The sequence below is a fragment of the Paraburkholderia rhynchosiae genome (genome assembly GCF_002879865.1).
Classification (GTDB): domain Bacteria; phylum Pseudomonadota; class Gammaproteobacteria; order Burkholderiales; family Burkholderiaceae; genus Paraburkholderia; species Paraburkholderia rhynchosiae.
The window spans coordinates 297,349-310,209 of record NZ_PNXY01000003.1 but is presented as its reverse complement, the minus strand read 5'-3'; the positions used below and the strand labels follow the sequence as shown (position 1 = coordinate 310,209).

Annotated in this window: 13 protein-coding genes; 1 reads left to right on the top strand and 12 read right to left on the bottom strand. The window is 62.0% G+C overall.

Going from position 1 to position 12,861, the window contains the following annotated elements; translation table 11 throughout:
- Positions 1-27 precede the first annotated feature (27 nt).
- From phoB to C0Z16_RS06080, 10 genes are all read right to left on the bottom strand, one after another.
- The gene (gene phoB, locus C0Z16_RS06130; RefSeq protein ID WP_006051991.1) at positions 28-729 is read right to left on the bottom strand and encodes a phosphate regulon transcriptional regulator PhoB; all 702 of its coding nucleotides are present in this window, start codon (positions 727-729) and stop codon (positions 28-30) included.
- 26 nt (positions 730-755) lie between these two features.
- On the bottom strand, positions 756-1,460 hold the full coding sequence (gene phoU / locus C0Z16_RS06125; protein WP_042322168.1) for a phosphate signaling complex protein PhoU: 705 nt from the start codon (positions 1,458-1,460) through the stop codon (positions 756-758).
- A gap of 27 nt (positions 1,461-1,487) precedes the next feature.
- Positions 1,488-2,336, bottom strand: a complete 849-nt coding sequence (gene pstB, locus C0Z16_RS06120) for a phosphate ABC transporter ATP-binding protein PstB (protein ID WP_102631272.1) — start codon at positions 2,334-2,336, stop codon at positions 1,488-1,490.
- 17 nt (positions 2,337-2,353) lie between these two features.
- The gene (pstA, locus tag C0Z16_RS06115) at positions 2,354-3,250 is read right to left on the bottom strand and encodes a phosphate ABC transporter permease PstA (RefSeq protein WP_102631271.1); all 897 of its coding nucleotides are present in this window, start codon (positions 3,248-3,250) and stop codon (positions 2,354-2,356) included.
- On the bottom strand, positions 3,247-4,248 hold the full coding sequence (gene pstC, locus C0Z16_RS06110) for a phosphate ABC transporter permease PstC (protein WP_102631270.1): 1,002 nt from the start codon (positions 4,246-4,248) through the stop codon (positions 3,247-3,249). The genes pstA and pstC overlap by 4 nt, the downstream gene beginning before the upstream one ends.
- Before the next feature lie 191 nt (positions 4,249-4,439).
- Entirely contained in the window at positions 4,440-5,471 is a 1,032-nt protein-coding gene (gene pstS, locus C0Z16_RS06105; protein ID WP_102631269.1) for a phosphate ABC transporter substrate-binding protein PstS, read from the bottom strand.
- A 374-nt stretch (positions 5,472-5,845) separates the two neighbouring features.
- On the bottom strand, positions 5,846-7,204 hold the full coding sequence (glmM, locus tag C0Z16_RS06095; protein WP_102631268.1) for a phosphoglucosamine mutase: 1,359 nt from the start codon (positions 7,202-7,204) through the stop codon (positions 5,846-5,848).
- Positions 7,205-7,231: 27 nt separating this feature from the next.
- The gene (gene folP / locus C0Z16_RS06090) at positions 7,232-8,131 is read right to left on the bottom strand and encodes a dihydropteroate synthase (RefSeq protein WP_102631267.1); all 900 of its coding nucleotides are present in this window, start codon (positions 8,129-8,131) and stop codon (positions 7,232-7,234) included.
- Between the two features lie 83 nt (positions 8,132-8,214).
- A complete protein-coding gene (ftsH, locus tag C0Z16_RS06085; protein ID WP_027804124.1) occupies positions 8,215-10,104 on the bottom strand; it encodes an ATP-dependent zinc metalloprotease FtsH in 1,890 nt (629 codons plus the stop codon).
- A 188-nt stretch (positions 10,105-10,292) separates the two neighbouring features.
- Complete coding sequence (locus C0Z16_RS06080) at positions 10,293-10,955, bottom strand: RlmE family RNA methyltransferase (RefSeq protein WP_102631266.1); 663 nt, start codon at positions 10,953-10,955, stop codon at positions 10,293-10,295.
- Positions 10,956-11,167: 212 nt separating this feature from the next.
- Here C0Z16_RS06080 and C0Z16_RS06075 point away from each other — a divergent pair, with 212 nt between their 5' ends.
- Entirely contained in the window at positions 11,168-11,695 is a 528-nt protein-coding gene (locus tag C0Z16_RS06075) for a YhbY family RNA-binding protein (protein WP_102631265.1), read from the top strand.
- Between the two features lie 129 nt (positions 11,696-11,824).
- Here C0Z16_RS06075 and C0Z16_RS06070 read toward each other — a convergent pair whose 3' ends face one another.
- Complete coding sequence (locus C0Z16_RS06070; RefSeq protein ID WP_102631264.1) at positions 11,825-12,334, bottom strand: DUF4149 domain-containing protein; 510 nt, start codon at positions 12,332-12,334, stop codon at positions 11,825-11,827.
- Positions 12,335-12,354: 20 nt separating this feature from the next.
- A complete protein-coding gene (greA, locus tag C0Z16_RS06065; protein ID WP_102631263.1) occupies positions 12,355-12,831 on the bottom strand; it encodes a transcription elongation factor GreA in 477 nt (158 codons plus the stop codon).
- Positions 12,832-12,861 lie beyond the last annotated feature (30 nt).

The window sequence follows — 12,861 nt, the reverse complement described above, 5'->3', positions numbered from 1 at the left end:
GAACGGCGTGCGCGCCGCCGCCCGGAATCAAGCGCTCTTGGCGAGGCGGTAGCCGCTGCCGCGGACCGTTTCGATCATAGCATCGCAGCCGGCCGGCTTAAGCGCAGCGCGCAGACGCTTGATGTGCACGTCCACCGTGCGCTCTTCGACGAATACGTGGTCGCCCCACACCTGATCGAGCAGTTGCGTGCGGCTGTGCACGCGCTCGGGATGCGTCATGAAGAAGTGCAGCAGACGGAATTCCGTCGGGCCGAGATCGAGCTTGATCTCGCTGCCTTCAGCGTGCGCCGCCACACGATGCGTTGCCGGATCGAGCTTCAGGCCGTTGATCGCGACCACGTCCTCGGTCAATTGCGGCGCGCGGCGGCGCAGCACCGCCTTGATGCGCGCCATCAGTTCCTTCGGCGAGAATGGTTTGGTGACGTAATCGTCCGCACCGATTTCGAGGCCGAGCACCTTGTCCTGCTCGTCGCCGCGCGCGGTCAGCATGATGATCGGGATGTGCTTCGTGCGCTCGTTGTTGCGCAGATCGCGCGCGAACGCAATGCCCGATTTGCCCGGCAGCATCCAGTCGAGCAGGACGAGGTCGGGCAATACATCGCTGATCAGGTTCTGCGCCTGCTCCGCGTTGTACGCGCGAATCGGGCAGTGTCCGGCGTGTTGAAGATTCACCGAAATAAGTTCGGAGATCGCGGGCTCATCTTCAATGACGAGAATGCTGCTGGGCATCGGCACCTCTGGTCCTTATCTCTGGATTAACTGAGTGCTTCGCGTTCGAGCGCGTCGCGCGACTTGTGCCGCACGTCCGTACCCTTCACGATGTAAATAATGAATTCGGCGATGTTTTTCGCATGGTCGCCGATCCGCTCGATCGCCTTCGCGATGAACAGAAAATCGAGGCCCACCGAAATGGAGCGCGGATCTTCCGTCATGTACGAAATCAGCTTGCGCACGAATGCGCGGAATTCTTCGTCAATGGCTTTGTCGTCGCGCACGATCTGCGCGGCGGCGACCGTGTCCAGACGCGCGAACGCGTCGAGCGCGCGGCGCAGAATCGACACCGCCATTTCGCCCGACAATTTGATCTCGGCGATATTGATGGTGCGCGACGCGCCGTCTTCCATCAGACGCTTGGTGCGCTTGGCGATTTTCTCGGCTTCGTCGCCGGCTCGCTCGAGATTCGTGATGGTCTTCGAGATCGCGATCAACAGGCGCAAATCGCGCGCGGCCGGCTGACGGCGCGCGATGATGTTGCTGCACTCTTCGTCGATTTCCACTTCCATCTTGTTCAGGCGATCTTCGGCGGCGATCACCTGCTCGGCAATGTCGAGGTCGAATTCATTGAGCGCCTGCATCGCATTGACGATCTGCGATTCGACGAGGCCGCCCATTTCGAGCACCTTCGAGGAAACCAGGTTCAGGTCGGCGTCGAACTGGCTGGACAGATGTTTATCGGACATGTCGTACTCCGTTGTGTTGCCCGGCGATTAGCCGAAGCGGCCAGTAATGTAGTCCTCGGTTTCCTTGCGGACCGGCTTGATGAAGATCTTTTCGGTGTCGCCGAATTCGATCAGTTCGCCAAGGTACATATAGGCAGTGTAGTCCGAACAGCGGGCCGCCTGTTGCATGTTGTGGGTGACGATCACCACCGTGTAATCGCTCTTCAATTCGGCGATCAGCTCTTCGATACGGCCCGTCGAAATCGGGTCCAGCGCCGAGCACGGCTCGTCCAGCAACAGCACTTCCGGACGGATCGCGATGCCGCGCGCAATGCACAAACGCTGCTGCTGGCCGCCCGACAAACCGTAGCCGCTCTGGCCGAGCTTGTCCTTCACTTCATTCCACAACGCAGCCTTGGTCAGCGCCCATTCGACGCGGTCGTCCATTTCCGAGCGCGGCAGCGTTTCGAACATCTTCACGCCGAACGCGATGTTGTCGTAGATCGACATGGGAAACGGCGTCGGCTTCTGGAACACCATGCCGATCCGCGCGCGCAGCAGCGAAATATCGCGCTTGGAGGTCAGCAGGTTTTCGCCGTCCATCAGGATCTCGCCTTCGGCGCGTTGCTCCGGATAGAGCGCGTACATCTTGTTGAAGGTACGCAGCAACGTCGACTTGCCGCAGCCCGACGGACCGATGAACGCGGTCACCTTGCCTTCGGGAATCTGCAGGTTGATGTTCTTCAGCGCGTGATACTTGCCGTAGAAGAAGTTCAGGTCGTTGACCTCGATCTTCGGACGCGACGGCGAAGGCTCCTGGCCGCTTTGCGCGGGATCGAAACCGGCTGGCGCGGTGGGACGCGAGATCGGATTGAGTTGAGTTTCTGCCATGTTCATCGGATTACACTCCGCCCTTACTTGTTCGTGAAGATCGTGCGCGCGAGGATGTTCAATCCCAACACCGCGAGCGTGATCAGGAAGACGCCGGCCCACGCGAGCGATTGCCACTGCGCGAACGGGCTCATCGCAAACTTGTAGATCGTAACCGGCAGGTTCGCCACCGGCTGGTTCATGTCCGCCGAGAAGAACTGGTTCGACAACGCGGTGAAGAGCAGCGGCGCGGTTTCGCCGGCAATGCGCGCAACGGCAAGCAGCACGCCGGTGACGATGCCCGCGATGGAAGCTTTCAGCGTGATCGACAGCACCATCTTCCACTTCGGCGTGCCGAGTGCGAATGCGGCTTCACGCAGCGCATTAGGCACGAGTTTGAGCATGTTTTCCGTGGTGCGGATCACGATGGGAATCTGCAGCAGCGCGAGCGCGAACACGCCGGCCCAACCGCTGAAGTGCCCCATCTTCGCGACGACCAGTGCGTAGACGAACAGACCCACGACGATCGACGGCGCCGACAACAGAATGTCGTTGATGAACCGCGTGACGCTCGCCAGCCAGCCCTTCTGTCCGTATTCGGCGAGGTAGACGCCGGCAAGAATGCCGATCGGCGTACCGACAAACGTTGCGAGCGCGACCAGCATCAAGCTGCCGACAATCGCGTTGGCAAGACCGCCGCCATCGGTGTTCGGCGGAGGCGTGGACTGCGTGAACAGCTCGATGGATAAACCGCCGATGCCGAGGCGCAGGGTCGTGTACAGAATCCAGATCAGCCACAGGAGACCGAACGCCATCGCCGCGAGCGACAGCGTCAACGCCATCGCGTTTTTCATGCGGCGGCGCCCTTGCAGACGCACGCGCATTTTTTCGAGCGCGGCTGCGTCGTTCGAACCCGGCATAGTCATGGTGGACTGGCTCATTTCGCGCCCTCCCCTTTCTCGAGACGAAGCAGCATGACCTTCGAGATTGCCAGCACGATGAACGTAATCACGAACAGGATGAGGCCGAGTTCCATCAGCGCCGACGTATGCAAGCCCGGATCCGCTTCGGCGAATTCGTTGGCGAGCGCCGACGTGATGCTGTTGCCCGGCGAAAACAGCGAGACGTTATCGAGCAGATTCGTATTGCCGATCACGAAGGTCACGGCCATGGTCTCGCCGAGCGCGCGGCCGAGGCCCAGCATCACGCCGCCGATCACACCGCTCTTCGTGAAGGGCAGCACGATCTTCCACATCACTTCCCACGTCGTGCAGCCGATGCCATAAGCCGATTCCTTCAGCAGGACCGGCGTCACTTCGAACACGTCGCGCATCACCGAAGCGATGTACGGGATGATCATGATCGCGAGAATCACACCCGCGCACAGAATGCCGATGCCGATGGGCGCGCCCTGGAACAGCGCGCCGAGCACCGGAATGCCGCCGAGCACCGCGCCGAGCGGCTTCTCGAACCACGTTGCGAAGATCGGCGCGAACACGAGCAGCCCCCACATGCCGTAGACGATCGACGGAATGGCGGCGAGCAGTTCGATCGCGATGCCGAGCGGTCGGCGCAGCCACGCGGGCGAGAGTTCGGTGAGGAAAAGCGCGATGCCGAAGCTGACGGGCACCGCGATGATGAGTGCAATGATCGACGTGGCGACCGTGCCGTAGATCGGCACCAGCGCGCCGAACTGCTTGCTCGGCGGATCCCATTCGGCGCTCCACAGGAAGCCGAGGCCGAATTGTTTGATCGACGGCATGGAAGCGACGATCAGCGAAACGATGATGCCGCCGAGCAGCAACAGCGTGACGATAGCGGCGAGGCGCGCGAGGCCGCCGAAGATCAGGTCGCCGGCGCGGCTGGGCGCTCTTTGCTGCGACGCGCCGCCGGGCGGTGTCGCCCTCGAAGCGCCTGACGCGAGTTGGATGTCGGACATAAGAGCCTGATGGACCTTTTCCAGTTGCCGTACGACGTATGTCGCGCGGCGGTGATGCATGTATGTCGTACTAACGCTGCTTGATAGCGGGGCACCGCCGGGGCAGTGCCGGTCAATGCCATTGGCCGTCCTCACATGAGGACGGCCAATGTGTCACGTGAAGCTGTTGCCGATTACAGGAAGGGCAATGCTTACTCTGCGAGCGGCTTGCCCGATGCGTCCTTCACCTTCGACTTCCACTGCGTCTTGATTTCCGAAACGACCGATTCCGGCAGCGAGATGTAGTCCAGATCGTTTGCGGCTTGCGTGCCGTTCTTGAACGCCCAGTCAAAGAACTTCAGCGTTTCGGTGCCTTGCGCCGGCTTGTCCTGCGCCGTGTGCAGCAGCACGAACGTTGCGCCGACGATCGGCCATGCGTTCTTGCCCGGCTCGTTCGTCAGGATCTGGTAGAACGACTTCGACCAGTCCGCGCCTGCTGCCGCTGCCTTGAACGTGTCCGTCTTCGGCTCGACCACTGTGCCCGTCGAATTCTTCAGTGCCACGTACGTCATGTGGTTCTGCTTCGCGTAGGCCCATTCCACATAACCGATCGCGCCCGGCAGACGTTGCACGAAAGCGGCGACGCCGTCGTTGCCCTTGCCGCCCGTACCCGTCGGCCAGTTGACCGTCGAGCCTTCACCGACCTTCGACTTCCACTCGGTGTTGACCTTCGACAGATAGTTCGTCCAGATGAAGCTGGTGCCCGAACCATCGGCGCGGCGAACCACGGCGATGTCCGTGTCCGGCAGCTTCGCCTTCGGGTTCAGTGCAACGATCGCCGGATCGTTCCACTTCTTGATCTTGCCCAGATAGATGTCGCCGAGCACTTCGCCCGACAGAACCAGTTCAGCCGGCTTCACGCCCGGCACGTTGACGACCGGCACCACGCCGCCGACCACCGTGGGGAACTGGAACAGGCCGTCCTTCGCGAGTTCGTCGTCCTTCAGCGGAGCGTCAGAGCCGGCGAAATCAACCGTCTTCGCGACGATCTGCTTCACGCCGCCCGACGAACCGATGCCTTGATAATTGACCTTGCCGCCGCCGGACTTCTGGTAGGCGTCGGCCCACTTCGTGTAAATCGGTGCTGCGAAGGTGCTGCCCGCGCCGGTGATGTCTGCGGCTTGCGCTGCGATCGCGAAGAACGCGCCAGCGACGCCAGCGAACACGGTTTGCATCAATTTCATGAGACCTCCAAGGTGTGAGCGGTGTGAGCGAGTAACACGAACACCGCGAAGCTTAGGGTCTCTTTATGACAGTAACGTGACTAACCGTGAAACGCATGTGACAGTGCGTTTACTAAGTGAAAGGCGTTCCGGGGGATAAATCGCCGCCAGGACGGTGTTCTCGCCGGTGCTTGTACAGATTAGGCGAAAAAGATGGGGCGCGAACGTTTGCGTGCGGGTTGGGCGGAGTGTGGCGCAGACGCGTTCGGTCGCGCGGCGCAGGTTGGACGGGAGAGGTGATGCGCAATCGGTGGGTCTGGCGTGCTTACAGCGTCCTGCAGCCGCCCGCGGCGGGGCGACTATAGTCTGGCCCGCCGCCGCATGTGAAACGCCGCCTAAGCCGTCGCCTGATTCACGGCAGCCGCAATCGACTCCGCGTGGCGAACCGCGTCGTCGACATGTTCGGCCTCCACCATCACGCGCAGCACGGGCTCGGTTCCCGAAGCGCGAATCAGCACGCGTCCGCGGCCATTGAGTGCATCTTCGGCGTTGCCGATGGCGCGCCGGATCGCCTCGCTGCCCTTCCAGTCCGCGTCCGGTTTCATCCGCACATTGATCAGCTTCTGCGGGAACAGTGTGACGCCATCGAGCAGTTCGGCCAGCGCCTTGTCGCTACGCTTCATTGCAGCAAGCACGAGCAGCGCTGACACGATGCCGTCGCCAGTGGAATGGCGGTCAAGCGAAAGAATGTGGCCCGAACCCTCGGCCCCGAGTTGCCAGCCGTGCTCGCGCAACTGTTCGAGCACGTAGCGGTCGCCCACTGCCGCACGCACAAACTTGACGCCCGCCGCTTGCAACGCGACCTCGACGGCCATATTGGTCATCAAGGTGCCGACCGCGCCTTCGACCTTGCCGTCGGTCGCGATACGGTCCTTGACCAGCACGTACAGCAGCTCGTCGCCGTTGTAGAGGCGGCCGGCCGCGTCGACGACCTGCAGACGGTCGGCGTCGCCGTCAAGCGCAATACCGAGATCGGCATGATTCGCGCGCACCGCGCGCACGAGCGCATCCGGCGCGGTCGCGCCGACACCGTCGTTGATGTTGAAGCCGTTCGGCGCGACGCCGATCGGGATGATTTCAGCGCCAAGTTCATGGAACACGTGCGGCGCGACGTCATACGCGGCACCATGCGCGCAATCGACCACCAGCTTCAGCCCGCGCAGGTCGAACGTGGCCGGAAAAGTGCTCTTGCAGAACTCGATGTAGCGGCCCGCCGCGTCGTCCAGACGCCGCGCCTTGCCGAGCTGCTCCGACGCCGCGCAAGCGAGCGGCAGCTCCAGTTGCTCCTCGATCTGCGATTCCACTTCGTCGGGCAGCTTATTGCCGTCGGCGGAAAAGAATTTGATGCCGTTGTCGTAATACGGATTGTGCGACGCGCTGATGACGACGCCCGCGGCGAGCCGCAACGCGCGCGTCAGATAGGCGATGCCGGGCGTGGGCATCGGGCCGGCCAGCATCACGTCGACGCCGGCTGCGGAAAAACCCGCTTCGAGCGCGGCCTCGAGCATATAGCCCGACACCCGCGTGTCCTTGCCGATCAGTACCGTTGGCCGCGTGCCTGTGCGCGCCCAGCGGTCCGCGCCGACCAGTACCTTGCCGGCCGCGTAGCCGAGCCGCAATACAAATTCCGGCGTAATAGGCCCTTCGCCGACCTTGCCCCGAATTCCGTCCGTACCGAAATAACGACGTGCCATCTTTTATGTTCCTCCTTGGCTTTGGGTTCAACCGAGCGCGCTGGCGTGCTTCGCCGCGTCGCGCAGGGCCGCCCATACTTTCAATGCGTCTACTGTTTGCGCGACGTCGTGCACGCGCAGGATAGCGGCGCCCCGTTCGGCCGCGCACACCGCCGCGGCGACGCTGCCGGCGACGCGCTGGGGCGCCGGGCGCCCGATGACGGCGCCGATCATCGACTTGCGCGACATGCCCGCGAGAATCGGATACGGCGGCTCGGCGCGCGGCGCCGTATCCGGCAGGCGCGCGAGCAGCGCGTAATTATGCTCGACCACCGCCTTGCCGAAACCGAAACCGGGGTCGACGCTGATACGGCCGCGAGCGATGCCTGCCTGCCTGAGCGCCGTGACCCGCTCTTCCAGAAACTGCCGGACTTCGCTCACGACGTCGTTGTAAGCCGGCTCACCCCGCTGCATGGTCTGAGGCTCGCCGAGCATGTGCATCACGCACAGGCCGCAGTCGCTTTCGCGGACCGCATCGACGGCGCCGGGCATCCGGAAGCCCCAGACGTCGTTGATCAGGTCGGCGCCCGCGGCGAGCGCGCGCCGCATCACTTCGGGCTTATAGGTGTCGACGGAGAGCGGCACATTGGCGCCGCGCAGTTGCTCGATCAGCGGGATCACGCGCTCAAGCTCTTCGTCGAGCGGCACCGGCGGCGCGCCGGGCCGCGTCGATTCGCCGCCAATGTCGACGATGTCCGCGCCTTCGAGCATCATGCGCTCCGCCTGGCGCAACGCGTCGCCGCGCATCGCGTACTGGCCGCCGTCGGAGAATGAATCAGGCGTGACGTTGAGGATGCCCATTATCAACGGGCGTTCAAAGGTCAGCTTGAACCGGCCGCATTGCAACGGTTCCGGGATGGGTAGAGAAGGGAAAGCGACTGTGGGCACGTAGCGTTACATCACATAAGACGGACAAATGCAAAACGGGCCGGTGTGAATCACACCGGCCCGCACTTTCTACTGATAGCCGATCAGGCCGGCGCGGTCGCGCTACCCGGCTTGACCTCGGTGCCGGGGCTACCGCCCGACGAGGCGTCGCTTGCCGACGGCGGCGAGCTCTTCGGCGAGCGCGGCGGACGACCCGCCATGATGTCGTTGATCTGATCGGCGTCGATCGTTTCCCACTCCATCAGCGCGGCGGTCATTGCTTCGACCTTGTCGCGGTTTTCTTCCAGCAGGCGCTTCGCGAGATTGTACTGCTCGTCCAGGACGCGACGGATTTCCGCGTCGACCTTCTGCTGCGTCGCTTCCGAAATGGTGCGCGTGAAGCCGCGACCAAACGGTGTGGCGTCGTTTTCGTCGTCCACGTAGACCATCGGTCCCAACGCGTCGGTCATGCCGAAGCGAGCCACCATGGCGCGCGCGGTTTGCGTCGCCTTGTTGAAATCGTCCGATGCGCCGGTGCTGATCAGGTTCAGGAACAGCTCTTCCGCGACGCGGCCACCGAACAGGATCGCGAGACGATCCAACAGGTAGTCTTTCGAATACGTTTCGTTGTCATGCTCCGGCAACTGCCACGTGACGCCCAACGCACGGCCACGCGGAATGATCGTGACCTTATGCACCGGATCGGCCTTCGGCAGCAGCTTAGCAATAACCGCATGGCCCGACTCGTGATACGCGGTGGCACGCTTCGATTCTTCGCGAATCACCGCCGACTTGCGTTCGGGACCCATGAAAATCTTGTCCTTCGCGTCTTCGAAGTCCGTCATTTCGACGATGCGCTTGCCGCGGCGCGCCGCGAACAATGCCGCTTCGTTCACGAGGTTCGCCAGATCGGCGCCCGAGAAGCCCGGCGTGCCACGCGCGATAACCGCGGCGTCGACGTCGTTCGAGATCGGTACCTTGCGCAGGTGAACCTTCATGATGTGCTCGCGGCCGCGGATGTCCGGCAGACCGACATATACCTGGCGATCGAAACGACCGGGACGCAGCAGCGCCTTGTCGAGCACGTCCGAACGGTTGGTTGCGGCGATCACGATCACGCCCGAGTTCGCCTCGAAGCCGTCCATCTCGACCAGCATTTGATTCAACGTCTGTTCGCGCTCGTCGTTGCCGCCGCCCATGCCGGCGCCGCGATGACGGCCGACCGCGTCGATTTCGTCGATGAACACGATGCACGGTGCGTGCTTCTTCGCCTGCTCGAACATATCGCGCACACGAGCCGCGCCGACACCTACGAACATTTCCACGAAGTCCGAACCCGAAATGCTGAAGAACGGCACTTTCGCTTCACCGGCAATGGCGCGTGCGAGCAGCGTCTTACCCGTTCCCGGCGGGCCGACGAGCAGCACGCCACGCGGAATACGCCCACCCAGCTTCTGGAACTTCTGCGGGTCGCGCAGGAAATCGACCAGTTCGGAGACTTCTTCCTTCGCTTCGTCGCAACCGGCGACGTCGGTGAAATTGATTGCGTTGTTGTTTTCGTCGATCAGACGTGCGCGGGATTTACCGAATGAGAAGGCGCCGCCTTTCCCGCCTCCCTGCATCTGTCGCATCATGTAGAACCAGAAACCGATGATCAGGATCGTCGGCCCGAGGTAATACAGCGCGGACACCAGCGCATTGGGTTCGTCATCAGCCTTGCCGCTTACCTGAACGCCATACTTCATCAGATCGCCGACCATCCAGATGTCGCCGGGCGACACGATCTGGTACTTCTGGCCGTCTGCTGGAGTGACCGTGAGGTTCCGCCCCTGGACAATGACGTTCTTGACTTTGCCGTTCTTCGCGTCGTCCATGAACTGCGAATAGGAAACGCCTTCCTGGACACGGGGCTTGTCGAACTGCTTGAACACCGTAAATAGCACCAGTGCGATAACCAGCCACACTGCTGCTTTCGAAAACATATTGTTGTTCAAAGCACCACTCCTTCACTTAGACGGGCGCCTACATTTGCCTTGCGGCACCACTAAAGCATTCTAATCCAGTCCGCAGACCCCTGCCATAAGGTTTCGCTACCACAGAAATAGCATAGCGGGCTGTTACGGCGCCAATTTCGACGCCATCAGCACATTTATCGACAGATGCGGAACTGTTCTATAGCGCCCTACGCAGGCCGCTTCAGATGCTTACCCAAAATAAACGTTTCTGACGACTTGTCCCGCGAAGCTTTGGGCTTGCGGGCAGCCACCACCTTGAACTGGCGCTTGAACTTTTCGACAATCTGGCTGTAACCGCTGCCGTGAAAGCATTTGACTAAAAGGGCTCCATCCCGCTTCAGGTGATTTTGCGAGAATTCCAGCGCGAGATCGCATAGATGCTCGATTCGCGCGGCATCCGCCAAGGCCACCCCCGACAGGTTGGGCGCCATGTCCGAAATTACAAGATCAACCTGGCGTTCTCCGACTAATTCTTCCAGTTGGGTGAGCACCGAGTCTTCGCGGAAGTCGCCCTGAATGAAGTGCACGTCGGCGACCGGCTCCATCGGCAGAAGATCCAGCGCGATGATCGTGCCGTCAATCCCGCCCTCGCGCTCGGCGTCGCGCTGCGAGCCCTTGGCGAGTTTGTTGCGCGCGTACTGGCTCCAGCTGCCCGGCGTGGAGCCCAGATCGACGATGACTTGCCCCGGGCGAATCAGCTTGTCCTGCTCGTCGATTTCCTTCAGTTTGTAGGCGGCGCGGGCGCGATAGCCCTCCCGCTGCGCCATTTTCACGTACGGATCGTTGATGTGGTCATGCAGCCACGCCGTGTTGAACTTGTTTTTTGCCATTAAACGTTGAACTCTTGCTGCGTCATGTCACGCTTTAGGGGATAATACGCGGTTAATTCGCGCGGCCACCGCCAAAAAACCGGCAGTTATCCGCGATTCTGTTGTTCTGACGCGCCGCCTGCCGAATCGTCCCAATTGCGCCCCAATCGAACCAATCGAAAGACGGGATGGGGAACGCAGGTCAGCCATTTTAGTCGAGTCTCCCACTTTCCATGCCCGCCCTCAAAGTCTCTTCCGACCAACGCGCCGAGTTGCGCTCCCAGGCACATGCGCTCAAACCGGTCGTGCTCGTCGGCGCCGAAGGTTTGACCGACGCCGTGCTCGCCGAGATCAAGGTTCACCTCGCCGCTCATCAGCTCATCAAAATCCGTGTGTTCGGCGACGAACGCGAAGAACGCCTCGCCATCTACGAACAGATTTGCGACACGCTGAACGCCGCGCCGATCCAGCATATCGGCAAGCTGCTGGTAATCTGGAAGCCGGAAGCCGCTGCACAACCGGCGGCGAAGAGCAAGCGCGGTGCACTGCCGAGCGCCCGGGAAGCGGCTGTGGAAGCCAAGCCCGGCAAGGGCCGCGCGCCGCGCGTGGTCAAGGTCGTGAAGCCTAGCGAAGTCCCCATGCGCAAGCCGAAGGCAAAAGCCGTGCTGGTGCGCGGCAATGAACGCGTCACGCAAGGCGGCAACATCAAGCGCGCAAAGAAGCGGCAAACCAGCGCAAAGCGCTCGCATCAGTCGAAATAAGCAAGCGGATGAGGGTGCGGCCAAGTCCGCACCCGGCATGCGAGCGGCTCGAAAACTTCGCGGTTTGGCGACCCGCGCCTGCCATGGCGCTGACGGCGCAAGCAGGCACCGGGAGGCCAGTCAGCGCTTTCAGCCGGCCATCTTCCCGGAGGTACCGCGCGCACCTTGTTGCGCGGACCCGGTGCCCGCGCCCACCGGCAGTTTCCACACCAGCGCTATGCCCAGCAGGCTTTCGATCAGGTAAAACACGCTCGAAACGCCATGCAGCATGCCGAAGCGCGCCGCATAAGCGGAATGCCCGACGTCCGTACCCGCTTCGAGCGCCGCGACACGCATCGCATTCATGAACGGCTGCAGCGCGAAGTAACCCACCAGCACGCAAATCAGCATACCGGCCACCAGCCAGCGCAACCGACGATACGCACTGCCGCCTCGCCGGATCACCACGTTGGCGAGGCCGAGCAGCAAAATGCCGCATACAGCGCCCAGCACACCCTCGATGCGAAACAATTGCGCAGCCACTGCGCCCGCCGTCGTCCGGTCGAGCGAAGTAAACAGCACAGGAGCGACGGCATAGCCGATAGTCAGCAGACTACCGACCCATACGACCGTCAACAGACGGAAAATTCGATGCGGCATCAAGGACACCGGAGCCGCCTTTAAACGTAGCTAACCGCGATGATTTCATATTCGCGCACGCCGCCCGGCGCCTGCACCGACGCCACGTCGCCTTCCGACTTGCCGATCAGCGCGCGCGCAATCGGCGAGCTGATGGAGATCAGACCGTGGTCGATGTCCGCTTCGTCGTCGCCAACAATCTGATATTTGACCGATGCGCCCGATGCCAGGTCTTCCAGTTCGAGCGTCGCGCCGAAGACCACGCGGCCATCCGCGTCCACCTTGGACGGATCGATCACCTGCGCGCCGGCCAGTTTCGATTCGATTTCGGCGATGCGGCCTTCGATAAAGCCCTGTTTTTCCTTCGCTGCGTCGTATTCCGCGTTTTCCGACAGATCGCCCTGTGCACGGGCTTCAGCGATGGAGTTGATCACGGCGGGACGCTCAACCGATTTCAGGCGCTGCAATTCGTCGCGCAACATGTCCGCGCCGCGCTTAGTCAATGGAATAGTGCTCATAAACAACTCTCGAGAAAACGCCGGGCCGCC